General features: G+C 59.2%; 24 protein-coding genes and 1 tRNA gene. 15 read left to right on the top strand and 10 right to left on the bottom strand.

Annotation, left to right across the window (positions count from 1 at the left end; genetic code table 11):
* Positions 1 to 218: 218 nt before the first annotated feature.
* Positions 219 to 1,661, top strand: a complete 1,443-nt coding sequence (mgtE, locus tag ACS4NR_RS14465; RefSeq protein WP_047599679.1) for a magnesium transporter — start codon at positions 219 to 221, stop codon at positions 1,659 to 1,661.
* A 201-nt stretch (positions 1,662 to 1,862) separates the two neighbouring features.
* On the opposite strand, the gene ACS4NR_RS14460 is transcribed toward mgtE, so the two are convergent.
* Positions 1,863 to 2,189 carry an Arc family DNA-binding protein gene (locus tag ACS4NR_RS14460; RefSeq protein WP_003178899.1) on the bottom strand — a complete coding sequence of 109 codons (327 nt, stop codon included), beginning with the start codon at positions 2,187 to 2,189 and terminating at the stop codon, positions 1,863 to 1,865.
* A 388-nt stretch (positions 2,190 to 2,577) separates the two neighbouring features.
* Here ACS4NR_RS14460 and phnN point away from each other — a divergent pair, with 388 nt between their 5' ends.
* Positions 2,578 to 3,147 (top strand): phosphonate metabolism protein/1,5-bisphosphokinase (PRPP-forming) PhnN, encoded by a 570-nt coding sequence (gene phnN, locus ACS4NR_RS14455; protein ID WP_456017735.1) that lies wholly within the window; start codon positions 2,578 to 2,580, stop codon positions 3,145 to 3,147.
* Here phnN and ACS4NR_RS14450 read toward each other — a convergent pair.
* Entirely contained in the window at positions 3,122 to 3,301 is a 180-nt protein-coding gene (locus ACS4NR_RS14450) for a PA3371 family protein (protein WP_027612267.1), read from the bottom strand. The two genes, phnN and ACS4NR_RS14450, sit on opposite strands and share 26 nt — an antisense overlap.
* Before the next feature lie 20 nt (positions 3,302 to 3,321).
* Entirely contained in the window at positions 3,322 to 3,552 is a 231-nt protein-coding gene (locus ACS4NR_RS14445; RefSeq protein WP_095137128.1) for a hypothetical protein, read from the bottom strand.
* A gap of 294 nt (positions 3,553 to 3,846) precedes the next feature.
* Here ACS4NR_RS14445 and ACS4NR_RS14440 point away from each other — a divergent pair.
* Positions 3,847 to 3,923 (top strand) — tRNA-Arg (locus ACS4NR_RS14440).
* 81 nt (positions 3,924 to 4,004) lie between these two features.
* Here the strand turns inward: ACS4NR_RS14440 and ACS4NR_RS14435 are convergent.
* Positions 4,005 to 5,366: a lysozyme inhibitor LprI family protein gene (locus ACS4NR_RS14435; RefSeq protein WP_456017734.1), complete on the bottom strand. Its 1,362-nt coding sequence runs from the start codon at positions 5,364 to 5,366 to the stop codon at positions 4,005 to 4,007.
* A gap of 211 nt (positions 5,367 to 5,577) precedes the next feature.
* Here ACS4NR_RS14435 and ACS4NR_RS14430 point away from each other — a divergent pair, with 211 nt between their 5' ends.
* From ACS4NR_RS14430 to ACS4NR_RS14415, 4 genes are all read left to right on the top strand, one after another.
* Positions 5,578 to 7,182: a tetratricopeptide repeat-containing response regulator gene (locus ACS4NR_RS14430; protein WP_095137132.1), complete on the top strand. Its 1,605-nt coding sequence runs from the start codon at positions 5,578 to 5,580 to the stop codon at positions 7,180 to 7,182.
* Complete coding sequence (locus tag ACS4NR_RS14425; RefSeq protein ID WP_456017733.1) at positions 7,179 to 7,871, top strand: sensor histidine kinase; 693 nt, start codon at positions 7,179 to 7,181, stop codon at positions 7,869 to 7,871. The genes ACS4NR_RS14430 and ACS4NR_RS14425 overlap by 4 nt, the downstream gene beginning before the upstream one ends.
* A 311-nt stretch (positions 7,872 to 8,182) precedes the next feature.
* The gene (locus ACS4NR_RS14420; RefSeq protein ID WP_456020389.1) at positions 8,183 to 9,424 is read left to right on the top strand and encodes a glutamine synthetase family protein; all 1,242 of its coding nucleotides are present in this window, start codon (positions 8,183 to 8,185) and stop codon (positions 9,422 to 9,424) included.
* 69 nt (positions 9,425 to 9,493) lie between these two features.
* Complete coding sequence (locus tag ACS4NR_RS14415; protein WP_456017732.1) at positions 9,494 to 10,873, top strand: MFS transporter; 1,380 nt, start codon at positions 9,494 to 9,496, stop codon at positions 10,871 to 10,873.
* Between the two features lie 178 nt (positions 10,874 to 11,051).
* On the opposite strand, the gene ACS4NR_RS14410 is transcribed toward ACS4NR_RS14415, so the two are convergent.
* The 4 genes from ACS4NR_RS14410 to flgA form a co-directional block, all read right to left on the bottom strand.
* The gene (locus ACS4NR_RS14410) at positions 11,052 to 11,798 is read right to left on the bottom strand and encodes a flagellar brake protein (protein WP_095137136.1); all 747 of its coding nucleotides are present in this window, start codon (positions 11,796 to 11,798) and stop codon (positions 11,052 to 11,054) included.
* A 92-nt stretch (positions 11,799 to 11,890) separates the two neighbouring features.
* Positions 11,891 to 12,358, bottom strand: coding sequence for a flagella synthesis protein FlgN (locus ACS4NR_RS14405; RefSeq protein ID WP_027612275.1), 468 nt, complete (start codon positions 12,356 to 12,358; stop codon positions 11,891 to 11,893).
* A 48-nt stretch (positions 12,359 to 12,406) separates the two neighbouring features.
* Complete coding sequence (gene flgM, locus ACS4NR_RS14400; protein ID WP_007917589.1) at positions 12,407 to 12,733, bottom strand: flagellar biosynthesis anti-sigma factor FlgM; 327 nt, start codon at positions 12,731 to 12,733, stop codon at positions 12,407 to 12,409.
* A 160-nt stretch (positions 12,734 to 12,893) separates the two neighbouring features.
* Positions 12,894 to 13,655, bottom strand: coding sequence for a flagellar basal body P-ring formation chaperone FlgA (gene flgA, locus ACS4NR_RS14395; RefSeq protein WP_115984176.1), 762 nt, complete (start codon positions 13,653 to 13,655; stop codon positions 12,894 to 12,896).
* Between the two features lie 82 nt (positions 13,656 to 13,737).
* Between flgA and ACS4NR_RS14390 the strand changes: the two genes are divergently transcribed.
* From ACS4NR_RS14390 to flgE, 6 genes are all read left to right on the top strand, one after another.
* A complete protein-coding gene (locus ACS4NR_RS14390; protein ID WP_095137138.1) occupies positions 13,738 to 14,670 on the top strand; it encodes a chemotaxis protein CheV in 933 nt (310 codons plus the stop codon).
* Between the two features lie 46 nt (positions 14,671 to 14,716).
* Positions 14,717 to 15,544, top strand: coding sequence for a protein-glutamate O-methyltransferase CheR (gene cheR / locus ACS4NR_RS14385; RefSeq protein WP_007963053.1), 828 nt, complete (start codon positions 14,717 to 14,719; stop codon positions 15,542 to 15,544).
* Between the two features lie 368 nt (positions 15,545 to 15,912).
* Entirely contained in the window at positions 15,913 to 16,320 is a 408-nt protein-coding gene (gene flgB / locus ACS4NR_RS14380) for a flagellar basal body rod protein FlgB (RefSeq protein ID WP_122604926.1), read from the top strand.
* 3 nt (positions 16,321 to 16,323) lie between these two features.
* Positions 16,324 to 16,767 (top strand): flagellar basal body rod protein FlgC, encoded by a 444-nt coding sequence (flgC, locus tag ACS4NR_RS14375; protein WP_003227217.1) that lies wholly within the window; start codon positions 16,324 to 16,326, stop codon positions 16,765 to 16,767.
* A 15-nt stretch (positions 16,768 to 16,782) separates the two neighbouring features.
* Positions 16,783 to 17,511, top strand: coding sequence for a flagellar hook assembly protein FlgD (gene flgD / locus ACS4NR_RS14370; RefSeq protein WP_166497744.1), 729 nt, complete (start codon positions 16,783 to 16,785; stop codon positions 17,509 to 17,511).
* Between the two features lie 30 nt (positions 17,512 to 17,541).
* Positions 17,542 to 18,858, top strand: a complete 1,317-nt coding sequence (flgE, locus tag ACS4NR_RS14365) for a flagellar hook protein FlgE (protein ID WP_166497745.1) — start codon at positions 17,542 to 17,544, stop codon at positions 18,856 to 18,858.
* A gap of 1,107 nt (positions 18,859 to 19,965) precedes the next feature.
* On the opposite strand, the gene ACS4NR_RS14360 is transcribed toward flgE, so the two are convergent.
* A complete protein-coding gene (locus tag ACS4NR_RS14360) occupies positions 19,966 to 22,860 on the bottom strand; it encodes a ribonucleoside-diphosphate reductase subunit alpha (protein WP_047599692.1) in 2,895 nt (964 codons plus the stop codon).
* Positions 22,861 to 23,709: 849 nt separating this feature from the next.
* On the opposite strand from ACS4NR_RS14360, the gene ACS4NR_RS14355 reads away from it, so the two are divergent.
* Both ACS4NR_RS14355 and ACS4NR_RS14350 read left to right on the top strand, forming a co-directional pair.
* Positions 23,710 to 24,432, top strand: a complete 723-nt coding sequence (locus tag ACS4NR_RS14355) for a response regulator (protein ID WP_115984172.1) — start codon at positions 23,710 to 23,712, stop codon at positions 24,430 to 24,432.
* Positions 24,429 to 26,039, top strand: coding sequence for an ATP-binding protein (locus ACS4NR_RS14350; RefSeq protein ID WP_456017731.1), 1,611 nt, complete (start codon positions 24,429 to 24,431; stop codon positions 26,037 to 26,039). The genes ACS4NR_RS14355 and ACS4NR_RS14350 overlap by 4 nt, the downstream gene beginning before the upstream one ends.
* Before the next feature lie 117 nt (positions 26,040 to 26,156).
* On the opposite strand, the gene ACS4NR_RS14345 is transcribed toward ACS4NR_RS14350, so the two are convergent.
* Positions 26,157 to 26,882: a 4'-phosphopantetheinyl transferase family protein gene (locus ACS4NR_RS14345; RefSeq protein ID WP_456017730.1), complete on the bottom strand. Its 726-nt coding sequence runs from the start codon at positions 26,880 to 26,882 to the stop codon at positions 26,157 to 26,159.
* Between the last annotated feature and the right edge of the window lie 50 nt (positions 26,883 to 26,932).

Below are 26,932 nucleotides of genomic sequence, written 5' to 3'. Positions count from 1 at the left end.
ACAGCGCTCAGGTTTGTTTCGCAAGCGCTTGTTTCGGCCGAGATTTTTTAACGTTTAAAACCGTCAGGCGGTGTATCATTGCGCCCGTCAGCCCCGCCGGGGCTTATGGAAAACCTCCATGGACTTACCCAGTAGTTATTCAGTAGCCCGTTTCACCAATCATGAATTGACTGATTGATCCTTCCGGCGTGCCCCGCTGCTGGGAGTGGAGTTCGCCTATGTCCGAAATCGAAGTAAAGAAAACACAGGAAAGCCTGCAGGATCGCCTGGCTCAGGTCGTTGAGCTGCTGCAGCGCCAGAAGGTCGTCGAAGACCTGACTCATCGCCAGGAAGGCGCGCATCACGACCGGGTCGAGAACCTGGTTCACCGGCAGAATCTCGTCGAGCTGCAACGCAAACTCGATGATCTGCACTCCGCCGACGTTGCCTACATCCTTGAAGCCTTGCCGCTGGACGACCGTCTGACGCTCTGGCAACTGGTCAAGGCTGATCGCGACGGCGACATTCTTCTCGAAGTATCCGATTCCGTTCGGGAAACGCTGATCGCCGACATGGACGATCACGAGCTCCTGGCTGCGGCCAAGGACATGGATGCCGACGAACTCGCTGACCTGGCCTCCGAGCTGCCGCGAGACGTCGTCCATGAGCTGATGGAGACGCTTGACCAGCAGCAACGCGAGCGCGTGCGTTCGGCCTTGTCCTATGACGAGGAGCAGGTCGGTGCGCTGATGGACTTCGAGATGGTGACCATCCGTGAGGATGTCAGCCTCGAAGTGGTTCTGCGTTACCTGCGTCGTCTCAAAGAGCTGCCGGGCCATACCGACAAACTATTCGTGGTCGATTACGACGGCGTGCTCAAGGGCGTGCTGCCAATCAAGCGTTTGCTGGTCAACGACCCGGAGAAACAGGTTTCTGAAGTCATGGCCAGCGATCCGGTGAGTTTTCACCCGGACGAAGACGCCTATGACGCGGCTCAGGCGTTCGAGCGTTACGACTTGATCTCGGCCCCGGTGGTCGACAAGAACGGCAAGCTGATCGGCCGTTTGACCATCGACGAAATGGTCGACCTGATTCGTGAGGAGAGCGAAAGCGAAGTCCTCAACATGGCCGGTCTGCGCGAAGAGGAAGACATCTTCGCCTCCGTCTGGAAATCCCTGCGCAACCGTTGGGCATGGCTGGCGATCAACCTGATCACGGCATTTGTCGCGTCGCGGGTGATCGGTCTGTTCGAAGGCTCGATCGAGAAACTAGTGGCGCTGGCGGCGCTGATGCCGATTGTGGCGGGTATCGGCGGCAACTCCGGTAACCAGACGATCACCATGATCGTGCGTGCCATGGCGCTCGACCAGGTCAGCACCGGCAACACCTCGCGCCTGATGCGCAAGGAACTGGCGGTGGGATTGATCAACGGTCTGGTCTGGGGTGGGGTGATCGGTGTGGTCGCCTACCTGCTTTACGGCAGTTGGTCGCTGGGGGTGGTGATGACGGCGGCGATGACCCTCAATCTGCTGCTCGCGGCGCTGATGGGGGTGTTGATCCCGATGACGCTGGCCAAGATGGGCCGCGACCCGGCGATGGGCGCCAGCGTGATGATCACGGCGATGACCGACAGCGGCGGCTTCTTCATCTTCCTGGGGCTGGCGACGATCTTCCTGCTCTGATTCGCTGCCATGCAAAAGCCCGCCGAAATGGCGGGCTTTTTTGTGCCTGTGTAGTTATCTGTGCTTGTGTATTGATCTGTGGTGAGGGGGGATCTGCGGAGGGGATAAATCCCCTCACCACAAAGTCTGCCTCATTGTCGTGATTAAAATCCGGGCAAAAAAAAGCCAGCACTTAAGCTGGCTTTAGATATTCGGTGTAACTCAGGACGCGTCTGCGGCCATCTCGGCATCGTGAGCGATCAGCGACACCAGAGCGTTCTGTTGACGATGAGACAGCTGGCGGAAGCGTTGCAGCAGCTCACGCTCGTGCAATGAAAGCTCCGGGCTGTCCAGGCGCATGCTCAACTCTTCGCCCAGTGCACCTTCCTGAATAAGACTCTGCTCAAGGCGCGCAATGATCTCGGAGTTCATGCTGCGATGATGATTGCGAGCCACCTCGGCAATGCGTTCACGCATTCCGTCTGGCAGACGTACGACGAACTTGTCAGCCGTACGGCTGGAATAAATTGCCTGTTTCAATGGGCGCATATATTTAACCGGTTAGTTCAGGGGAGCGGTTCTCGGGATTGGCCGCAGGATGTGTGGTAGGACAAGCATCCGCGCCAAATGGTTCAACCTGAATTGTTAAGAGGCCCGCATCATGCCTCAAAATTGCCAGATCATTGGCGTCAATTCTGTGACAAATATTGAGCTGGGTAAAGGCGTAATGCCAGCACCAATTATCAGAAATGCGGACTGGTTGGAAAACTTTGCCTCGACCCGCATCACTGGCCGCGTCCTGATGCACATCCATTGATGTCCGAAGACCTCAGAACGTGCATGCTATGCGGCTTTCGATCCTTGTTCCTTATGTGTACAGGATAGTGGCAATTTGCCGATTTACTAGGGCAAACACCCGTTGGAGGGCGTTTTCAGGATGGATGGCAGGCTTATTTATCTGATGGGACCCTCTGGCTCAGGCAAGGACAGCCTGATCGAGGCTGCGAGTGAGCCACTGCGGGTGATGAACTGCGAAATCATCCGCCGAGTGATCACCCGCTCTGCGGAATCGGTCGGTGAAGATGCCATCGGTGTTTCGCCTGAAGAGTTCGAGCGACGCCAGCAAGCCGGGGATTTCGCGCTGGCATGGCACGCCAATGGGCTGGCTTACGGCATCCCGTCAGAAATCGACGAGTGGTTAAGTGCCGGACGGCATGTGCTGGTGAACGGTTCGCGCGCCAACCTGCGTCAGGCGCTGGAGCGCTATCCGAGCCTGCTGCCGGTTTTGCTGACGGTCAAGGACGAGGTCTTGCGTGAACGTCTGCTCAGGCGAGGTCGGGAGACTCCTGAGCAGATCGATGCAAGGCTGGCGCGCAATGCGCTTTTCAAGGACAGAAGGGCAACTGACTTGCCCGTGCACATGATCGACAACTCGGGCGACCTGGCGGACGCCGTCAAGCAACTGCTGGACTTGATCCGGCTTAACGCAGCACCGGGTCAAACTTGATCCTGCGCCCGGCCACCAGGGCCAGCACAAACAACACCGCAAACACGCCGCAGCCAATCAGGGGCAGGGTGACTGAGGTTTCCTCGAACAGCGAAAAATGCACAACGCCACTCAATAAGGCGAGGATCAGAAATCCTGCGGCTGATCTGGACATGCTGTACTCCTGAAGATATTTCAAAAAACCAGACGTTCGGTGTCGCGCGTCGGCAATGCTTGCTCAGGCTCATTGACCGCCTGTGCCGCGAAGTCGCTCTGGTCACTCAGCACCGCCCACTGTGGCGCTTTCTGCACCTGCAAGTAATGCGGCATGCGCTGGGCCACCGGTTCAGCACCCTCGGGAACAAAATGAAAGCCCACCAAAATCGCCAGGGCGATTGCGTTTGCGAGCAGGAGAGTGCTGTTCATGGGGCGGACTCCGGTTGAGCTGTTATGAGAACAGACAAAGCAGCCGGCGTGCCAACAGTCTAACCGCTGTGAAGTCCTTTAAAAACAAGGATTTGGAATGGTTTTTCACTGGGTGCGGGTTGCAATCTGCAATGATGGCTTTTTGCGGTAGTGCAAATTGCACGGTAAATGTTCCCGCAGCATTGCAAGGCGCCTGCCTACACTTAAAAAGCCCACGGACGACATGACAAATCAGGGGCTGGCCGTTAACATGCACGCCGTCCGTCGCGCGGTGTCCGGCCGCGACAACTCAGTGTCTCAGTAGCTCAATTGGATAGAGCATCCCCCTCCTAAGGGGAAGGTTGGCAGTTCGAACCTGCCCTGGGACACCATCATTCAGAGCCTCGCCAAGGTTCGCAAAAAAGCCCCGCACAGGATGATCTGGCGGGGCTTTTTCGTTTCATTGCTGCTGGCTAGTTTGCCGCGCCACCGTCGGCTTTACCTATTGAGGTGCTTACTTGAGTTATGTGGCGGCGCCCGTTGACCGTATAGCTTTGTGCCTGTTCTTCTGATCCCGGCTTTCGCAACGCCAGTTGCGCAAACAGCCCGACTTTTTCATCGTAGCTACCAAACCAATTGATCAGTCTGGCGATAAAGCAGTCGTCGCCAATGATCACCGGGAAATCGGCGACGGGTTCAACCGCGTAATAACTTGCGCCGTAGCTGTAATAGTCATCGTCCCCCTGGCCTGACGGGGGGATTGGGCAGATGGGGGCCGGGTTCTTCGACTCCGTATTTCTTATCTTGGATAAACCTTGAGTGAGCGCTTTTTGTACGGTGGGGGCCAGTTCATAGGCTGTCGGATTGTCCTGATTCGCCTGAGTGCGAGGCACGTTCAGTTCATAACCATACTGCACCGTTATCGTGGGGACCTGATGGTTGATCCGCAGGGGATTGAGCAGATAGACCTTATCAGCACCGTACGCGCCATCTCGGTACGCGGCGTAAATTCTGTCATGCACCTTGATCCAGTTGACCGCTTGGTTGGCGCCGCGATCATTGGTGTAGAAAAGGGTGGTCTCGGCGTTGGTTTCGGGAGCAGCTTCGGAACCTCGTCTGGTGAACCTGCTTCCTGTGCCGTGCCAGGTTTCGGTGTACCAGAACAACCCGGTGCCGCCTGAGTAGGTTTCAACGATCAGGTCGCGCAATCCATCGCCATTCAGATCGGTAAGGATGTAAGTCGTTTGACCCATTTCAGAGGCACCTGTGATGTTGGATGCATTCAATGCCTTCCATTCATCCTGGCTCACTCCTTTCGGGATCGTTTCGGGAAAGTGCGTTTGCTCATCATCATCGGGAACACCGGCAAACGAAGTTTTATCAAGGCTTACCGTGAATGCACCTAGAGTCTTTTCCAGAGCAAACTCGGGATCAACCTTGCTCGCCGCCTCGATACGTTGCTGCAGCTCGACCATCGCCTGTCTGTCTATCTCGTCGGGCAAGTACGCCAGCGTATCGATCCATTGCGTTTGCAATGATTCGAGCCGTTCGCGATAACGCTGATTAAGGCAACTGACATTTTCAACGCATTGATTGCGGGTCTTTAGCCAAAGGCGCTGAGCGCCTTTAAGCTCGGCCGTTTTATCTGGCGCTGACCTCATGAGTTTGCTGTATGCGCCACCCATCTGCGCATCCAGCGCATACAACCCTTTATCCGCACAGACAGCCTTCTCCACGGCACTCGCCGCTTTCGCACAATCCATTCCGCCCGCCATCGCCTGCTGGAAAAACAGCAGCGCACAGGCGGACACGATGCAACGTCCTTTGATGTACACGAGATAAACCTTGTAGGGGGAAAGGTGAGTCGGTGCGCAGGTTAATCGCTGCGCGAGGAATCTTGAAGTGTCCGCTTCAGAGAACGTCACTTGTGGCCGATAACCCACTCGGTGACTTAAAAGTCGCGTGAAATCGCTTGATAGCATTTGGCCGGCAGCTATCATCTGCGCGCCTGAAATTGCCCTCACTTCAATTGCCTGGAAATCCTCGATGCTGTCGTATCACCAAAAGAGTTTTCTGATCGTCGATGATTTCTCGGATTTCCGCAGTTCCGTCCGCTCGATGCTGCGCGAACTGGGGGTCAAGGATGTGGATACCGCCGATACCGGCGAGCAGGCGCTGAAGATGTGTGCGCAGAAGTCCTACGATTTCATTCTGCAGGATTTCCACCTCGGCGACGGCAAGAAGAACGGCCAGCAGGTGCTGGAAGACCTGATGTCGGAAAAGCTCATCAGCCATGAAGCGGTGTTTGTCATGGTCACGGCCGAGACCAGTCAGGCGATGGTGCTCAGTGCCCTGGAGCATGAGCCGGATGCCTACCTGACCAAGCCGTTCAACCGCTCCGGCCTGGCGCAGCGCCTGGAGCGTCTGGAGCAGCGCAAGACGTTGCTCAAACCGATTCTGCAAGCCCTTGATCGTGGTAAACCGGTCGAGGTGCTCAATGCCTGTATTGCGCTGTGCAAACAGGACATCCGTTATTCGCCGCTGTGCCTGCGTTATCGCGCCGATGCGCTGCGCGATATGAATCAGAACGAAGCCCTTGAACGCCTCTACGACAGCATCATCGCTGACCGGCCGTTGCCGTGGGCGTTTGCCGGGCTGGGCAAGTTGCTGTTCAAGCGTGGGCAAGTGGCGCAGGCCAAAGATGTCTACGAAAAAGCGCTGAAAGTGTTCCCGATGATGCCGGCGTTGTACGACGGCATGGCCGATGTGCTGGTCGCCGAGGGCGACACCAAGGGCGCGCAGCGGGTGCTGGAGGAGGCGATTCGTTTGTCGCCGCTGGCGGTGCGCCGGCAGGCGTTGCTCGGCAAACTGGCGATGACCAACGAGGATTTCGACACCGCGTCCCGGGCCTATCGTCAGGCGGTGGCGCAGGGCGCGCAGTCGCGTTTCAAGGACCCGGAAAGCAACCTCGGCCTGGCCCATGCCTTGATCAGCAAGGGCAGTGAGCGCGGGCTCGATACGCGCACCCGGCTGGAGATCAACACCACGCTCAGCGCCGTCGCCAAAGAGAATCCGTCTGACCCCGGCCTGCAGATTCGTGCGCGCCTGATGAAGGCCACCAGTCTGCTGCTCAACGATGCCGAGACCGCCGACAAGCTCACCGAACAAGCGCTGATGCGCCTCGACGGCATGGAGCAGTTCATGAGTCCCGAGGCGGCGCTGCTGGTCGCCAAGCAATTGCAGATGCTCGGTCAGGCCGAGGCGGGCACGTCGATGCTCAAGAGCTGTGCGGAGATCTACGGTGACGATCCGGCGGTGATGAAAGACATCGCCAAGCTTACTGACGACCCGACTATCCTCAGTTCGAGCAACGCCGCGGCCGACCTCAACCGGCAGGGCGTGCGTGTGTACAAGACCGGCAACCTGGTGGAGGCCCGCGAAGTCTTCCGCAAGGCGCTGAAGATGCAACCGAAAAACATCAGTATCGCGCTGAACATGGCCCAGTCGCTGCTGCACGGCACCGACACCAGTGTGCCGTCGGCGGAGCTGGAAGAATGTCGGGCCTGCCTGAAAATGGTCGGCCTGATGCCCGACACCGACGCGCGTTTTGCGCGTTATCAGAAGCTGAAAAGCAAGGCGTTTGGCGAATGAACCAAGACGAGCAGGCTCTGGATTTCTCCACGGTGATTGCCTCCACCGTTCACGACATGAAGAACTCGCTGGCGATGCTGATGCAGGCCCACAGCCAGTGGCTGGCGCGCTTGCCCGAGGGGCAGCGCGCAGGAGCGGAGCAGGGCGTGATCGACTTCGAGTTCGCCCACCTCAACGGCATGCTGGTGCAGTTGCTCGGGCTGTACAAACTCGGCGTCAACCAGTTGCCGCTGCAACCGGCGTATCACGAGCTGGATGATTTCATCGAGGCGCAACTGGCCGCGCATCAAGAGGTGTTCGCCAGTCGCGGGATCATTGCTACCTACGAAGTCGATCCGCTGAGCCCGCTGGGTTTCTTCGATCGCGAATTGGTTGCATCGGTGCTGGGCAACTGCATCAACAACGCCATTCGTTATGCCCGCGAGTCGCTGCTGATTACCGTCAGCGACGAGGCCGGGCAACTGGTATTGAGCATCAACGATGACGGCGACGGTTACCCGGCCGAGATGCTCGAACGTCAAGCCGATTATGTGCAGGGCATCAATCACGGCAGCGGCAGCACCGGCCTGGGCCTGTATTTCGCCAATCGCATTGCTGCTTTGCATCAGCGCAATGGCGTGGTCGGGCAAACCGAAATTCGCAATGGCGGGCCGTTGGGTGGCGGGGTGTTCAGCCTCTACCTGCCCTGAAGGCATGCCCCCTGTAGGAGCTGCCGCAGGCTGCGATCTTTTGATCTTGTCTTTCAAAAGCAACATCAAAAGATCGCAGCCTGCGGCAGCTCCTACAGGGGGAATGAAAGGCAGTTTATTTTGTTTGACGCTGCTTGATATTCCGAACAGCCGGAGCCTATTTTGTACGGGTCGCCGTTCGCGGCTCGCACAATAACAAGGATTGCGTCATGACAACCGATGGCCAGTGTTCACTCGCGCAGCGACTGACCGGCATTGATGAGATTGAATGTGTCACGCCGGATTTGAACGGCGTGCCGCGCGGCAAGGTGATGACCGCCGAGGGTTTTCTCGAAGGACGGCGTTTGCAGATGGCGCGGGGTGTGCTGCTGCAATGCATCATGGGCGGTTATCCGCCGGCGCGGTTTTACGGTAGTGATGACGGCGATCTGGCGCTGGTGGCCGAGCCGAGCATGATCCATCCCCTGCCATGGAGCGACGAGCCACGTGCCCTGGCCATCTGCGATGCCGACGAACTGAGCGGCGAAAGCTCCAACCTGTCGACCCGCGGTCAATTGAAGAAAGTCATTGCCCGGTACGCCGCACGCGGTCTGGCGCCGGTAGTGGCGACCGAGCTGGAATTCTTCGTCTTCGCGCCGAACACTGATCCGACCCAGCCGTTCCGTCCGCCAGTCGGCCTCGACGGACGTCGCGAGGATGGGCAGTCGGCCTTCAGCGTCAGTTCCAATAACGGTCTGCGGCCGTTCTTCAGTGAAGTCTATAAATGCATGGCCGCCCTCGGCCTGCCGCGCGATACCTTCATGCATGAGATGGGCGTCAGCCAGTTCGAGATCAATCTGCTGCACGGTGATCCGCTGTTGCTGGCCGACCAGACCTTCCTGTTCAAACACCTGCTCAAGGAAGTCGCGCTCAAGCATGGTCTGAGCGTGGTGTGCATGGCCAAGCCGCTGGCGCACACACCGGGCAGCTCGATGCACATTCATCAGAGCCTGGTCGAGATCGCCACTGGCAAGAATGTGTTCAGTGACGAGAGCGGCCAGCCGACCGCGATGTTCCGCCATTTCATCGGCGGGCAGCAGGCGGGCATGGCCGATTTCACTGCGCTGTTTGCGCCGAACGTGAACTCCTATCAGCGTCTGTGCCACCCGTATGCGTCGCCGAACAATGCCTGCTGGTCGCACGACAACCGCGCCGCAGGGCTGCGGATTCCGGCCAGTTCGCCGGTGGCTCGTCGCGTGGAAAACCGCTTGCCGGGCGCCGACGCCAACCCGTATCTGGCGATTGCCGCGAGTCTGGCCGCCGGCTTGCATGGGATCGAGCATGAGCTGGAACCGACTGCGGCGATTCAGGGCGAATTCGAAGTGCCGGACAATCTTTCGCTGCCGTGTACCTTGCATGCCGCACTCGAACGTCTGAAACGTAGCCAATTGGCCAGGGAACTGTTCGGACAGGAGTTCATCGAAGGCTACATCGCTTCGAAGACCATGGAGTTGACCAGCTTCTTTGATGAAATCATTCCCTGGGAACGGCGTGTTCTAGCAGCCCAGGCCTGACTAACTGTCGCCGTCGGGCTATCGTCTGGATAGCCCGATACTCACTGCAAGGAGCCGCTCGGAACGCCGATGCGCCAAATCTGGAAATCCTTTCGAGCGCTGTATTTCGCCTCGCTGATGATGTTGATCGGCTCGGGCCTTCTATCTACTTACCTGGCGTTGCGCCTGGCCGCTGACAATGTCGACGGGCTGTGGGTCGGTGCGCTGATGGCGGCCAACTATTTCGGCCTGGTGCTGGGCGGCAAGATCGGTCACCGCTTGATCGCCCGGGTCGGACACATTCGGGCGTATTCGGCGTGTGCCGGGATCGTCGGCGCGGCGGTGCTCGGGCATGGCCTGGTCGACTGGCTGCCGGCGTGGCTGGTGCTGCGGACCATCGTCGGTCTGGGCATGATGTGCCAATACATGGTGATCGAGAGCTGGCTCAACGAGCAGGCCGACGCCAACCAGCGCGGGCTGGTATTCAGTGGCTACATGATCGCTTCGTATCTGGGGCTGGTGCTCGGTCAACTGATTCTGGTCATGCACCCGGGCCTCGGTCTGGAGCTGCTGATGCTGGTCGCGCTGTGTTTTGCCCTGTGTCTGGTGCCGGTGGCGCTGACCCGCCGGATTCACCCGGCGCCACTGCATCCGGCACCGATGGAACCGCGCTTCTTTATCAAGCGGGTGCCGCAGTCGTTGAGCACGGTGCTGGGCGCCGGCTTGATCATCGGCTCGTTCTACGGTCTGGCGCCGCTGTATGCGTCGCAGCAGGGGCTGTCGACCGAGCAGGTCGGTCTGTTCATGGGTAGCTGCATTTTTGCCGGACTGCTGGTGCAGTGGCCGTTGGGCTGGCTGTCCGATCGTTATGACCGGGCGCTGCTGATTCGCTGCTTTGCCGGGTTCCTGGCGGTGGCGGCGTTGCCGTTGGCGATCCTGCCGCAGGTGCCGCTGGAAGTTCTGTTTGTCGTCGGGTTCATGTGTTCACTGGTGCAGTTCTGCCTGTACCCGCTGGCGGTGGCGTTCTCCAATGACCACGTCGAGGGTGATCGCCGGGTGTCGCTGACGGCGATGCTGCTGGTGACCTACGGTGTCGGTGCGAGCATCGGCCCGCTGCTGGCAGGTGTGCTGATGAAGCTGTTCGGAAGTCAGAGCCTGTATGCGTTTTTCAGCTTTTTTGCGTTGGTGCTGGTGTGGCGCATCCGGCCGAAAGCGGTGACCAATCTGCATCAGGTCGACGACGCGCCGCTGCACCACGTGGCGATGCCGGACAGCATGTCCAGCTCGCCGCTGGTGGCCGCCCTCGACCCGCGGGTGGATGAGCAGGTGGTGCAGGAGCAGATGCAGACCACGGTTACGCCAGAGCCGGAACCGGAACCCGAAGTGCAGCCTGCTGAAGCGGCGGTGGAAACTGATCCGGCTGATGAGGGGGATAAACCAGCACCGGACATCAGTGGGGCCAGACCCTGAAATGTGGGAGCGGGCTTGCTCGCGAAGGCGGCGTGTCAGCCAGCATCAATTTTTAATGTCAGGCCGTATTCGCGAGCAAGCCCGCTCCCACAATGGATCTCCAGTCGCCGCGAGATTCAATCGCGCATAAAAAAGGGCAGTCCCGCCAGGGACTGCCCTTTCTATTTGCTCGTACGAATCACATATCGTCTTTATCGAACCGGCGTGCCTCACGCTGCAACTGATAAACGAAGCGTTCGACATTGCGCGCCGCCTGGCCACTGATGTTGTGAAAGCGCAGGCCGGCGAAGGTGATGTTGAGCTTTTCTTCGAAGTGCAGATAACGCAGCTCGACCGAGATAGGTTGATTGCCGAACAGCGGGGTGGCGATCATGCGGTCGTAGACCTGACCCAATTGCAGGCGGTCGGTGATGTCGCCTTCAAAGCGCAGCTTGCAGCCGGTGGCGGAAATATCCAGCAATTTGCCGTTGATTGGCGCCTTGAGCTTTTCGCCGCCAAGTTCGACGCTGACCAGATCGGTCAGCTTCAGGGCTGCGCGAAAGGCGTTGCGGCGCTGGTGGTAAACCACTTCGGTCGGCAGCTCGCCGGTGTAGAAGCGATCGCCCTCGGACTCTTCAATGTTCAGCGTACCGGTGCATTCCCAGGCGATGCGCACGCCATCGTGGAAGCCTTCGACCTTGAACGGTTCGCCCGCCAGCAGAAAACGCTCGCCATCGCGCGGGATCATTTCATCCAGGGCAATCGTTGCCGTTTCCCGGTCAACCTTGATCAGGTAACTCTGGAAGCGCTGACTGCGCTCGTGGAACGTGATGATCAGCGGGTCGTGGCTTTCTTGCAGCTGGCGCAGGTTGCTGGAGATTTCCAGGGGCGTGGTCAGCACCTTTGGGGGCTGCGGACTGTCATCCGCGCTTAGGGCGTTTGGCACGTTTTCTCAATCTCCAGACAAAATTTGACTATAACTAGCCAGCATTTTGCCAGCATGTTTCGCGGGTTGATAGTGCAGGCACATCGAATGGCTCACGCCTGGCTGAGGGTGCGCGGCTTGGTCGGTTTGGCAAATGTGCCAGAAGCGTCATACAGCGCTGGCGGCTCGCCCCCGGTGAGGATTTTCAGTTGATTGGCCGTGGCGGCCTGCTGAATCTGGATCGACTGACCGTTTTTCACATTGGCGGCCTGGCACTGGGCAATCAGGTCGGTCAGTACATCGCTCTGGGACAGCAACTGATCGCCAATGCTCGACTGGCTGGCCAGTTGCTCCAGGCCCTGACGGTCGAGCGGCAGGTTGAGGCTGGCAAGGATTTCGCTGCGCTTGCGGCCATGCTGTTCAAGCAGAATGATCAATGCCTGTTTGCGCGCCAGAATGTCTTCGAGCAAAGGCATGTCACGACCGTGCAAAGCGAGGGACTCGGTTTGCAGCAACTCCAGCAATTGTTGAGCTGGAGCAAAGTCGTCGGTGATCAGTTGCAATAAATTAGTGTCGTGCATGGCTGGCCTTGGGTTCTAAGCGTCCAAAAGCCTGGCGCCGGCAAAAGCCTAGCGCTGGGCTTCGAAGTTGAGCAGTTTGCTGGCTACACGGTTGCTGTCGACTTTATAGCTGCCATCGGCAATCGCTGCTTTCAACTCGGCCACGCGGGCTTTGTCGACGGCAGGCTGATCGCGCAGCTTGTCAGTGACCTTCTGCAACTGTTGAGCCTCATTGCTGAGGTGTACCGATTCCCCGCTTTTTGCGGTACTGGCCGTTTCGGCCTGGGTATTCAGCGGCGCGGAGGTGCCGGATTCGGCGGTTTCCTTGGCGTTGCTGGTACGTGTACTGCCCGTAAGTGACGAGGAGCTGTTCAGACGGCTGAAATCGATGACCATGTTAAAAACCTCTGGGAATTTGGACGCTTGCCATGTTTTCGGCCATTCCCTGGAAAACTTTAGGCTCACTTTGCAATGAGCTGCATGTGCCGAAGCGTGTCCTGCTGCGGCACAGTTTAGGGAAGCGTCGGGGCTGGCGCCAGTTTTCTGCGAGAGCGTTTTACATGGCCACTTCCACCTGGCCCGGCGCAACGACTTGCGCCTTGATCACCCGGTTGGAATTGAGGTTTTTCACCCGAATCTGTTCTTTCAGACCGCCGTTGGCCAGGGCTTCGCCGGGCATGCGCACGGCGAGCGTGCCACTGCGGGCGGTGATGACCACTTGATCACCTTTGCGCACCACTTCTGCCTGTTCCAGATGCACCAGAGTAATGACCTGATCGGCGACCGTTGGTCGGGTTAATTTCTGCCCGATCGCCTCGTCTACCGAGGTCAGGAAACCTTGATTGATCACACTGACGTCGCGCTCGCGCAAGGTCACATCCTGCGGCCCGATAATCCCGGCGCGCTTGAGCGGACGGGTGGTGGTGACAATCTCGCGAAACAGGCGGACTTGAGCGGGCACGAACACCGTCCACGGCGAACTTCCTTCGCACCGGACCTTGACCGTAACCCGGCCCAGCGGCCGCGCCGGGCTCTCCAGCGAGGCTGTCAATTCCTTGTCGCACATAGGCATGCGCATGCGCGGGTCGAGCTGGTTGACCTCGATTTCGTAGCGGCCTTCCGTTTGACTGGTAGCCAGATAGTCTTCTACGGTGAACTCAAGAAAGCCCTGAGTGACGCCGATAAGCATGTCAGGCAAGGTAACCGTATCAGCACCGGCAGGGCTGCCAGCGAAGAAGAAGCAGACGGCAGACACCGCGCACAGCGCTTTGCGGGTGCGGGAGGTCAGGCGTCGAAAAAATGTCGTTTGAGCGTTCATACGAGTTAAAAAGCAAGCGCCGTGCCGTTTAGCAATGAATGTGCGTCGCAACAACACTTGGCGTTGGTGTAGGAGTCTGGGCATGGCTGGTGTAATGGATTCGGTAAACCAGCGCACGCAACTGGTGGGGCAGAATCGCCTGGAGCTGTTGTTGTTCCGTCTCGACGGCCAACAGCTCTACGGAATCAACGTGTTCAAGGTGCGGGAAGTGCTGCAATGCCCGTCGTTGACGTTGATGCCCAAGTCCAGTCCTGTCGTGTGCGGGGTGGCGAATATCCGGGGGGCGACCATTCCGATCCTTGATCTGGCAATGGCGACCGGTTCCGGGGCGTTGAAAGACAAGAACAGTCCGTTCGTGATCATCACGGAGTACAACACCAAGACCCAGGGTTTCCTGGTCCGCTCGGTGGAGCGCATCGTCAACATGAACTGGGAAGAGATCCATCCACCGCCCAAGGGCACCGGGCGAGATCACTACCTGACGGCTGTGACTCGGGTCGACAATCAGTTAGTCGAAATCATCGATGTCGAGAAGGTGCTGGCGGAAGTGGCGCCGACGCCTGAGGCGATTTCGGTCGGTGTGGTCGATGTCGAAACCCAGAGCAAGGCGTTGTCGCTGCGGGTGCTGACGGTCGATGACTCGTCGGTGGCGCGCAAGCAGGTCACGCGTTGCCTGCAGACGATCGGGGTCGAAGTGGTGGCGCTGAACGACGGCAAGCAGGCGCTGGATTACTTGCGCAAGCTGGTCGAAGAGGGCAAGAAGCCGGAAGAAGAGTTCCTGATGATGATTTCCGACATCGAGATGCCGGAGATGGACGGGTACACCCTGACGGCGGAGATCCGCAGCGACCCGCGCATGCAAAAGCTTCATATCATCCTGCATACTTCGTTGTCGGGGGTATTCAATCAGGCGATGGTCAAGAAAGTCGGTGCCGATGACTTCCTGGCCAAATTCCGTCCTGATGACCTGGCATCCCGGGTAGTCGACCGGATCAAAGCAGCAGATATCAGCTAGGGGCCTTTTGTCCCTGGCGGTCAACACGATTTAAGAGGCGGCATCATTGTCTACGGGTAATTTGGATTTCGAACAATTCCGGGTCTTCCTGGAAAAAGCCTGTGGCATTTTGCTCGGTGAAAACAAGCAGTACCTGGTCTCGAGCCGTCTCAACAAACTGATGGAGCAGCAAGGCATCAAGTCCCTGGGTGAGCTGGTACAGCGCATCCAGACCCAGCCGCGCAGCGGTTTGCGCGAGCAGGTGGTCGATGCCATGACGACCAACGAAACCCTGTGGTTTCGGGACACCTATCCGTTTGAAGTCTTGAAGAACAAGGTGCTGCCCGAGGCGATCAAGGCCAGTCCCAACCAGCGTCTGCGGATCTGGTCGGCGGCGTGCTCGTCGGGTCAGGAACCGTATTCGCTGTCGATGTCGATCGATGAGTTCGAGCGCAGCAACCTCGGTCAGTTGAAGATGGGCGTGCAGATTGTTGCCACGGACTTGTCCGGCAGCATGCTGACCAACTGCAAGACCGGCGAGTACGACAGCCTGGCGATCGGCCGCGGTTTGTCCGCCGATCGTCTGCAGCGCTACTTCGATCCGAAAGGGCCGGGGCGCTGGGTGATCAAGGCGCCGATCAAGAACCGGGTGGAATTCCGTTCGTTCAACCTGCTCGACAGCTACGCGAGTCTGGGCAAGTTCGACATCGTGTTCTGCCGCAACGTGCTGATCTACTTCTCCGCCGAGGTGAAGAAAGACATCCTGTTGCGCATTCACAGCACGCTGAAGCCGGGCGGGTACCTGTTCCTTGGCGCGTCCGAAGCGCTGAACGGTTTGCCGGATCATTACCAGATGGTCCAGTGCAGCCCGGGGATCATTTACCAGGCGAAGTGATTGCATCGGCAATACGAAAAAACGGCAGGCCCGCAAAGGCCTGCCGTTTTTTTTGTGCCTGAATTATCGCCCTCACACACCACAAATCCCCTGTGGGAGCGGGTTTGCTCGCGAAGGCGGTGTGTCAGGAAAACAAATATTGACTGAGATGACGCCTTCGCGAGCAAGTCCGCTCCCACAGTCGTACGGTGTCGGTGGGAGGGGACAGGCGGCAGAAAAGCGGCATCTGGCGGAAACCGTTTGCCGCTTTTCTGGCATTGCCGCTTTGCCGACTCCTCGCAAAGCCCCGGTTTACGGGGGTTGTTCTGTTTGGCACGGCGCTTGCTAAAGCTCAGTTACGAAAAACCGGTCACCCGAAGGTTCCCGACATGAGCATCAGCTTCGATAAAGCGCTCGGCATTCACGAAAAGGCATTGGGCTTCCGCGCCCAGCGTGCCGAAGTGTTGGCCAACAACATCGCCAACGCCGATACCCCGAACTACAAGGCTCGGGATCTGGACTTCTCCAAAGTGCTTGAAGCACAGACCCAGAAGAACGCCCACGGCACCATCGCCCTGAACATGACCAACAGCCGTCACATCGAAGCTGAAGGCCTGGGCAATGGCGACGAGTCGCTGATGTATCGCACGCCGATGCAGCCTTCGATTGACCAGAACACCGTGGACGCCCAGCTTGAGCAGTCGAACTACGCGGAAAACGCGGTCGGCTTCCAGGCCAGCTTCACCCTGCTCAACAGCAAATTCAAAGGGCTGGTGTCAGCCCTGCGCGGAGAGTAATCCATGTCCCTGTCCAGCGTTTTCAACATTGCCGGCAGCGGCATGAGCGCACAAACCACGCGTCTGAACACCGTGGCTTCGAACATCGCCAACGCCGAAACCGTTTCGTCGAGCATCGACCAGACCTACCGCGCCCGTCACCCGGTGTTCGCCACCATGTTCCAGGGCGGCCAGAACAGTGGCAGCAACTCGCTGTTCCAGAGCCAGGACGCCGCAGGGCAGGGCGTGCAGGTACTTGGCGTGGTCGAAGACCAGAGCAATCTCGAAGCGCGTTACGAGCCGAACCATCCGGCCGCTGACGCCAAGGGCTACGTCTACTACCCGAACGTCAACGTGGTGGAAGAAATGGCTGACATGATTTCCGCGAGCCGTTCGTTCCAGACCAACGCCGAAATGATGAACACCGCCAAAACCATGATGCAGAAGGTACTGACCCTCGGTCAGTGATAAGGGGCGACTGCCATGAGTGTTTCCGATACCACCAGCAGCCTGAGCATGAATGACATCTTGGCGAACTCCTCGAAGAAAACGAGCAGTTCGACCACCGGCGGCATTGCTTCGGCCACCAACAGCACCACCGGCGGCCAGGCACTGGGCAAGGATGCGTTCCTGCAACTGCTGGTCACCCAGCTGAAAAACCAGAACCCGCTCGATCCGCAGGACAACAGTGCCTTCGTAGCACAGTTGGCGCAGTTCAGCAGCCTTGAGGGCATCACCACCCTCAACAGCACCGTCAGTTCGCTGGCCGGCAACTACAGCTCCTCGCAAGCCCTGCAGGCGTCGTCGCTGGTTGGCCGTAACGTGATCGTGCAGACCAACACCGTGCAATTGGACGACCCGAGCAAAGGCATGACCGGTTCGGTCACCGTGCCGTCGTCGATTGCCGGTGGCACCGTCAGCATTACCGACAGCAGCGGCACGGTGGTTCGCACCATCGATCTGGGCAGTCGCGCCGCAGGCAGCGCAAGCTTCACCTGGGACGGCAAGGACAAGGACGGCAATCTGGTGAAGACCGGTACCTATACCGTCAAAGCCAACGCCTCGATCAATGGCACCGCGACTGACCTGGCGACCTACCTGCCAGCCACGGTCAACAGCGTGACCATCAGCCAGACCGGTGGCGAGCTGATGCTCAACCTGTCCGGCAAGGGCACCGTCGCCCTGTCCAAAGTACAAACCATTGGTATATAGAGCCGACTAACCGGCACAAAGGAGTGGAATATGTCTTTCAATATCGGCCTTAGCGGTCTCTATGCAGCCAACAAACAACTGGACGTGACCGGCAACAACATCGCCAACGTCGCGACCGCCGGTTTCAAATCGTCCCGTGCAGAATTCGAAGACGTTTACTCGTCGACCCGTCTGGGCAGTGGCAGCAAGGTCATCGGTAACGGTGTACGTCTGGCCAACGTTTCTCAGCAGTTCACCCAGGGTGATATCAACAACACCGGTAACGTGCTGGACATGGGTATTAATGGTTCCGGCTTCTTCACCATGAGCAACAACGGCTCGATCTCCTATACCCGTGCTGGCACGTTCAAAGTCGACAATGCCGGTTACATCACCAACACCGACTACACCTCGCGTCTGCAAGGTTACGGTGTGGATGCCAATGGCAAGATCGTCAATGGTGTGTTGACTGACCTGAAGATCGACACTTCCAACCTGGCGCCGAAGTCCACCTCGCTGGTGACCTCGACCATCAACCTGAACTCGACCGCTCCAGTGATCGACGACACAGTGGCCGCCGGCAAGTTCGATCCGAACAACCTCGCGACCTACACCAAGTCGTTCAGCACGCCGATCTATGACAGTCAGGGCAACATGCACCCGATGGATCAGTACGTGGTCAAGACCGGTGCCAACACTTGGAAGGTCTACACCCTGGTAGACGGTCGTAACCCGGACGCTACCGGTAGCGATCCGAAGGTCACCGCGCCGACACCTTCGACCATGACATTTGACTCCGCTGGCAAGCTGACTCAGGTCAGCACTCTGCCGGGTCCGGTGATCAGCAGTGACCTCAAGCTCAGTGGCTGGGTCCCGGGTAATGTGATCAACGGTACGTTCAAGCCTAATGGTGCAGCCGCGAACCCGGCAGGCATCACCATTTCGATGGCTCAGACCACCCAGTACAACGCCGATACTGCCCGTTCGATCCCGACTCAGGATGGTTACGCCACTGGCCAGATCACCAACCTGACCATCGACGGCACCGGCACCCTGTTCGCCAACTTCAGCAACAACCAGAGCAAGGCCATCGGCCAGGTTGCGCTGGCCAGCTTCACCAACGAACAAGGCCTGCAGGCTATCGGTGGTACCAGCTGGAAAGAAACCTTCGCTTCCGGTATTCCGGGCTACGACGCGCCGAAAACCGGGACCTTGGGTGAGGTGGTATCCAACTCGCTGGAAGAGTCGAACGTTAACCTGACCAACGAGCTGGTGGACCTGATCAAGGGCCAGAGCAACTATCAGGCGAACGCGAAGACCATTTCGACCCAGAGCACCATCATGCAGACCATCATTCAGATGACCTGATTGCGGTTTCTGGTTGTGCAAGGGAGCCCCTCTTTTTGAGGGGCTTTTTTGTGGGCTATTGTTTTGCGGGCTTATCCGTTGCTGCGGTAACGGCTACTTAGGGTTTCGCCCTTACGGCGAGTCACTTTTGCAGACGCCCAAAAGTAACCAAAACGCTTGGCCCCAACGTTCGGCCCTCGCCGTGGCTCGGGTTCCTTCGCTCCGGGATCGATCCGGGCGCATCGCCTCCGGTTTGCTTCGCTGCACCTCCTTTCGATGTGTTTGGCTTCGCCAAACGGTCGCTACGCTCCCGCCCCCCGGATCAATCCCTCCACTCAGCCTGCCGACGGGGCCTTGAAGATCAAAAGCTGCAGCCGAGCTTGCGCTCATCCTGTTGAGTGGGGCGGCTTTGCCGCATGGGCTGTACGCTTTCTGAATTGTAGGAGCCAGCCTGCTGGCGATGGCGGCCTGACAGCCGACCAATCTCTTGCCGGTGTACTCAATCCTTGTGGGAGCTGGCTTGCTCGCGAAGGCGGTCTGACAGCCGACCAATCTCTTGCCGGTGTACTCAATCCCTGTGGGAGTGGGCTTGCTCGCGAAGGCGGTCTGACAGCCGACCAGTCTCTTGCCGGTGTACTCAATCCTTGTGGGAGCTGGCTTGCTCGCGAAGGCGGTCTGACAGCCGACCAGTCTCTTGCCGGTGTACCCAATCCTTGTGGGAGTGGGCTTGCTCGCGAAGGCGGTCTGACAGCCGACCAATCTCTTGCCGGTGTACTCAATCCCTGTGGGAGTGGGCTTGCTCGCGAAGGCGGTCTGACAGCCGACCAGTCTCTTGCCGGTGTACTCAATCCTTGTGGGAGCTGGCTTGCTCGCGAAGGCGGTCTGACAGCCGACCAGTCTCTTGCCGGTGTACCCAATCCTTGTGGGAGCTGGCCTGCCAGCGATAGCGGCCTGTGAGCCGACCAATCTCAGTCAGATTCACATAATCACTACAGCAGCCTCGTTTCACTCGACAGCTCCTGCACGTAAATGGCAGACAAAAGAAAACCCCCGACACACCAGAAGTCTGTCGGGGGTTTTCTTTGTCTGGAGGAGTCAGGCGTCTCGCGACGCCTGCCCCGGCTCAGCTTATTGGCAAGCTTCGCAATCCGGCTCGTCGATCGCGCAAGCCTTTGGCACTGGCGCCGGACCGGCCGGAGCTGCCAGAACCGAATCGTCGCCGTGGTTGCCGCCGCTGGAAACAGCGTTCAGCTTACCGGTGTTGATGGTCGACTTCTCGGTGCTGGTCGCAGCCAGGGCACGGAGGTAGTAAGTGGTTTTCAGGCCACGGTACCAGGCCATGCGGTAGGTCACGTCGAGTTTCTTGCCCGAGGCGCCGGCGATGTACAGGTTCAGCGACTGGGCCTGGTCGATCCACTTCTGACGACGGCTTGCCGCGTCAACGATCCACTTGGTGTCCACTTCGAAAGCGGTCGCGTAGAGCTCTTTGAGTTCTTGCGGGATGCGCTCGATCTGCTGAACCGAACCGTCGTAGTACTTCAGGTCGTTGATCATGACCGAGTCCCACAGACCGCGAGCCTTGAGGTCGCGAACCAGGTACGGGTTGATCACGGTGAATTCGCCCGACAGGTTCGATTTCACATACAGGTTCTGGTAGGTCGGTTCGATCGACTGCGATACGCCGGTGATGTTGGCGATCGTCGCGGTCGGTGCGATGGCCATGATGTTGGAGTTACGAATGCCTTTCTGTACACGGGCGCGAACCGGTGCCCAGTCCAGGGTTTCGTTCAGGTCAACATCGATGTACTTCTGGCCGCGTTGTTCGATCAGGATCTGTTGCGAATCCAGTGGCAGGATGCCTTTGGACCACAGCGAACCGTTGAAGGTCTCGTACGCGCCACGCTCATCCGCCAGGTCGCAGGACGCCTGGATCGCGTAGTAGCTGACCGCTTCCATCGACTTGTCGGCGAACTCGACGGCAGCGTCGGAACCGTAAGGGATGTGCTGCAGGTACAGCGCGTCCTGGAAGCCCATGATGCCCAGACCGACCGGACGGTGGCGGAAGTTGGAGTTCTTCGCTTGCGGCACCGAGTAGTAGTTGATGTCGATCACGTTGTCGAGCATGCGCACGGCGGTGTTCACGGTGCGTTGCAGCTTGGCGGTGTCCAGCTTGCCGTCGACGATGTGGTTCGGCAGGTTGATCGAGCCCAGGTTGCAAACGGCGATCTCGTCCTTGTTGGTGTTCAAGGTGATCTCGGTGCACAGGTTCGAGCTGTGAACCACGCCGACGTGCTGCTGCGGGCTACGCAGGTTGCACGGATCCTTGAAAGTCAGCCATGGGTGGCCGGTTTCGAACAGCATGGAAAGCATTTTGCGCCACAGGTCTTTGGCCTGGATGGTCTTGAACAGCTTGACCTTGCCCGGGTACTCGGTCAGGGCTTCGTAGTACTCGTAACGCTCTTCGAAGGCTTTACCGGTCAGGTCGTGCAGGTCCGGTACTTCGGATGGCGAGAACAGGGTCCACTTGCCGTCATCGAAGACGCGCTTCATGAACAGGTCAGGGATCCAGTTGGCGGTGTTCATGTCGTGGGTACGACGACGATCATCACCGGTGTTCTTGCGCAGTTCGATGAACTCTTCGATGTCCATGTGCCAGGTTTCCAGGTAGGCACACACAGCGCCTTTGCGCTTGCCACCCTGGTTAACGGCTACGGCGGTGTCGTTCACCACTTTCAGGAACGGAACCACGCCTTGCGACTTGCCGTTGGTGCCCTTGATGTACGAACCCAGGGCACGCACAGGGGTCCAGTCGTTGCCCAGGCCGCCAGCGAATTTCGACAACATGGCGTTGTCGTGGATCGCGTGGTAGATGCCCGACAGGTCGTCCGGAACGGTGGTCAGGTAGCAGCTCGACAGCTGTGGACGCAGGGTACCGGCGTTGAACAGAGTCGGGGTCGAAGCCATGTAGTCGAACGAGGACAGCAGGTTGTAGAACTCGATCGCACGGTCTTCTTTCTGCTTCTCTTCGATCGCCAGGCCCATGGCCACACGCATGAAGAAGATCTGCGGCAGTTCGAAACGCACGCCATCCTTGTGGATGAAGTAACGGTCGTACAGGGTCTGCAGGCCCAGGTAGGTGAATTGCTGATCGCGCTCGTGGTTGATCGCCTTGCCCAGTTTTTCCAGGTCGAAGGTCGCCAGCACAGGGTTCAGCAGTTCGAACTCGATACCTTTGGCGATGTAAGCCGGCAGCGCCTTGGCGTACAGGTCGGCCATTTCGTGGTGAGTGGCGCTTTCGGCCACACCCAGGAAGCCCAGACCTTCGGCGCGCAGGGTGTCCATCAGCAGGCGAGCGGTGACGAACGAGTAGTTCGGCTCACGTTCAACCAGAGTACGCGCGGTCATCACCAGTGCGGTGTTGACGTCGTTCAGGGCCACGCCGTCGTACAGGTTTTTCAGGGTTTCGCGCTGGATCAGGTCGCCATCGACTTCAGCCAGGCCTTCGCAGGCTTCGGTGACGATGGTGTTCAGGCGGCCCATGTCCAGCGGCGCGAGGCTGCCGTCGGCGCGGGTGATGCGGATCGACGGGTGTGCGTTGACAGCCGCTTCTACCGGAGCGTGGGCAGCGCGTTCTTTCGAACGGCCGTCACGGTAGATCACGTAGTCGCGAGCGACTTTCTGCTCGCCGGCACGCATCAGGGCCAGTTCGACCTGGTCCTGGATTTCTTCGATGTGGATGGTGCCGCCCGACGGCATGCGACGCTTGAAGGTCGCGGTGACCTGTTCGGTCAGGCGCGCAACGGTGTCGTGGATTCGCGACGAAGCGGCAGCGGTGCCGCCCTCAACTGCGAGAAACGCTTTGGTGATAGCGACGGTGATCTTGTCATCGGTGTAAGGAACGACAGTGCCATTACGCTTGATCACGCGCAGTTGACCAGGCGCGGTGGCGGCCAGATCCGAATTCGAATCGGCTGCCTGCGGCAAGGTGCCCTGCGGGTTCTCGCGAGTTGTGTCGGTTTGCATGGGGGGTGATCTCCACATTCTCTATGTTTGTTTGGGCACCATCATGGTGCTCACCGTTCTGGTCCGAAGCACTACAACCGACGGGCGTCGGGCATAACAACTTCGGACCAGTAGGAAAAAGGCTAATGACGCCGCATCCTTGCCGAAGTTTTTGGCTGCGAGCCAGGGCTCGAGCCGGATTCCTTCCCGGGTGACAGTAATGACTGCAACACCCGTACCGTTCCGGTCGTTTCCGACCTGAAAAACGGCGCCATCCGCAAGTGCGGTTTGGGCTTTGAAAAACTTGCTTGGTTCAACCGGAAACTGGCAATAAAGCGCTTGAGTTTCAGGTCCGAAATGTGGTTGGTCGTCTGAGCGGAAAACCCTATATGTAGGGTCTCTCCTCGCGCCGTGCTACAAGATAATGCGTTTCGAGAGGGCTTGCAACGTACTAGCTGTGGATAAACCTGTGCGTAAATTGTGTAAGAAACCAGGAATTCCCGTGTAGGCCGCGAACCTGCTGAGCTAGACCGTTTGTCACTGGTTTTCACCCGGGAAAAACGCTTCAGCGGAATTTTAAGGGCGCGAACCCTACCACAAAAAACCGCCGTGTCCGAACGCATTTGGCGACTTGTGTTCTGGCTGTACGCCGTTTATACAATCGAGCGGTGCTTACCCGTTCTTATCCTCCCGAAAGATGACAAAAAGACCGGAGAAATGTGGGAGCGGGCTTGCTCGCGAAAGCGGTGGGGCAGGCAATGTTCATGTTGACCATGCCGCCGTCTTCGCGAGCAAGCCTGCTCCCACAGGGGAGTCGAGTCAGGCCGAGCATTCTTCCTTATTAATAAAAACAGCAAGCAGAGGTCACCGGTGGAGCAAGAAGCCTGGCAGGTATTGATAGTCGAGGACGACCAGCGTCTGGCCGAACTCACCCGCGAATACCTGCAAGCCAATGGATTGCGTGTGGAGATCGAAGGCAACGGCGCGCTGGCGGCGGCGCGGATCATCAAGGAGCAGCCGGACCTGGTGATCCTCGACCTGATGCTGCCCGGTGAAGACGGCCTGAGCATTTGCCGCAAGGTGCGCGACCGTTACGACGGGCCGATCCTGATGCTCACCGCGCGCACTGACGACGCTGACCAGATTCAAGGCCTCGACCTCGGTGCTGACGATTACGTGTGCAAACCGGTGCGTCCAAGGCTGTTGCTGGCGCGGATCCAGGCCTTGCTGCGCCGCAGCGACACAGCCGAGCCGGTCGCGGAAAAAAGCCGTCGCCTGCAATTCGGCCCGCTGGTGGTGGACAACGCCTTGCGCGAAGCCTGGCTCGGCGACAGCGGTATCGAACTGACCAGCGCCGAATTCGACTTGCTCTGGCTGCTGGTGTCGAATGCCGGGCGGATCCTCTCCCGCGAAGAGATCTTCACCGCGCTGCGCGGCATCGGCTACGACGGCCAGGACCGCTCGATCGATGTACGCATCTCGCGCATCCGCCCGAAAATCGGCGACGACCCCGACCATCCGCGCCTGATCAAAACCATCCGCAGCAAAGGCTATCTGTTCGTCCCTGAAGCCTGCGTGGATCTGGCCCTGTGAATTCGATCTTCCTGCGCATCTATGGCGGCATGTGCGCGGCGCTGATTCTGGTGGCGGTGCTCGGGGTGCTGGCGCTGCACCTGCTCAATCAGGTGCGCAGCGAGCAATACCGCGAGCGTCTGGCCCACGGCACGTTCTCGCTGATGGCCGACAACCTGCAACCGATGAACCAAACCGAGCGCCATCGCGCGTTGTTGGTCTGGGAGCGTCTGCTGGGAATTCCGTTGGCACTGAAGACGTTCTCCGAGACCGGTCTGGACTTGTCCCAGCGCACTCGGGTGCAGCGCGGCCAGGCGTTGGTGGAGCAGACCGGCCCGCATGCGGCGCGGGTCTACAAAATGGTCAGCGAGAAAGAGCAACTGGTGCTCACCGGCGACGTGCAGCAGATCAGCGAGCAACTGGCGCGTGCGACTATTTACCTGCTGGCCGATGAACTGGTGCGGGTGCCGGTCGGCGAACAGCCCAGGCGACTGGCGCAATTAAAGGAAGAGAAGGGCTTCGGTTTCGATCTGCGGCTGGTCACGGTCAACGAAGCCGACATGGATGAAGACCAGAGCCGTCGCGTGTCCGAGGGCGATACGGTGATGGCGCTGGGCAAGGGCGGGGATTCGATCCGGGTGTTTGCCGGCATGGTCGGCACGCCGTGGGTGCTGGAGATCGGCCCGCTGTATCAGATGAATCCGTACCCGCCGCAATGGCTGGTGCTGATTGCGGCCCTCGGTCTGAGCCTGATCGGGCTGATCGTCTACCTGTTGGTGCGTCAGCTCGAGCGGCGTCTGCGTGGTCTCGAAGCCGCAGCCACACGCATCGCCAAGGGCAGCCTGGAAACCCGCGTACCGGCCCGCGGTGCTGACTCGGTGGGGCGGCTGGCGGCGGCGTTCAACGGCATGGCCGAGCACTTGCAGCAGTTGCTGGCGATCCAGCGCGAACTGGTGCGCGCGGTGTCCCACGAACTGCGCACGCCGGTGGCGCGCCTGCGTTTCGGTTTGGAGATGATCGGCTCGGCCACCACCCCGCAGGCGTTGGAAAAGTACCGTGAGGGCATGGACCACGACATCGAGGATCTCGATAAACTGGTCGACGAAATGCTCACTTACGCGCGTCTGGAACAGGGTTCACCAGCGCTGACCTTTCAACGCATCGATCTCGATGCGCTGATCAATCAGGTGATCGAAGAACTGGCGCCGTTGCGTGCCGAGGTCGCGGTGCAGCGCGGGTTGTGCCTGTCGGCAGCGGATAACGACGGCGCCTGGGTCGAGGCCGAGCCGCGCTTCCTGCATCGGGCGTTGCAGAACCTGGTGAGCAACGCGATGCGCCATGCGCGCTCGAAAGTCACGGTGAGTTATCAGGTCGGGCAGTTGCGCTGCCGGGTGGACGTCGAGGATGACGGGCCGGGCGTGCCGGAGTCGGCGTGGGAGCGCATTTTCACGCCGTTCCTGCGTCTGGATGACAGCCGCACCCGGGCGTCGGGCGGGCATGGCTTGGGGTTGTCGATTGTGCGGCGGATCATTCACTGGCATGACGGTCGGGCGCTGATCAACAAGAGCAAGAGCCTGGGTGGGGCTTGCTTCAGTCTGAGCTGGCCGAGGAATCAGGAACGCCGCTAAGTTTTGCGTTAGCAGAAATGGCGCCTTCGCGAGCAAGCCCGCTCCCACAGGGAAATGCATTTCAAGGGTGGGAGCGGGCTTGCTCGCGAAAGCGGCGCAACCGGCGCTGAAAAATCCTCAGGCCGGAATGCTGACCAGACTCAACAACTGCCCATCCTGCACCCCAAATTGCGCCTCCAGCTCGGTGCCATGACGCCATTCGCCAGACAAGTCAGTCAGCAGACGCAACCGAACCTGACCCTGCTCCGTCCACTCCAGCACCTCGGCGTGCTCGAAATAAAAGCGCTTCTGCACAATCGGGTACAGCGCCTTGAACAGGCTCTCTTTCACCGAAAACGTCAGGGTCACGCACAACCCCAGTTGCTCCCGCGAGCCGGCGGCCATGCGCTGCAGCTCCGGCGGCGTCAGGATCTCCCCGGCCAGGCGTTCGGCGCGGTCGCTGTCGAGCAGGTTTTCCAGATCCATGCCCAAACCGCGCCAGTGCTGTTTATTGGCGACAATCGCCGCTGCACGCCCGGTGCTGTGGGTGATCGAGCCGCAAATGTGCGCCGGCCACACCGGCGCACGGTCTTCGCCAATCGCCGGAATCACGCTTGAGCCTTCCAGTTGCTGCAGCGCGGCCCGGGCGCAGATTCGCCCGGCGAGAAACTCGGCCTGACGCTTGGCAACAGAACGCTGAATGCTCGGCGGCGGCTCGATGGCGCTGCGCTGGAAGTCATCGCCCAGCAGTTGCTTCGGGTCGAAACGGGTGCTGAGCAGTACGGTCTCGGGCAACACGTTGGGCAACGGCCAATGGGCGTCGAGCGGGGTGCAGCAGGCGGGGAGGGGCGGGCTGGAATTCATGGCGGGCATTTTGCCGGTTGGCGCGGATGCTGGGTAGAGCCAAATCCTGT

The organism is Pseudomonas sp. JQ36 (genome assembly GCF_053851495.1).
The sequence above is the reverse complement of the archived record's forward strand: the minus strand, read 5'-3'. Positions and strand labels throughout refer to the sequence as shown.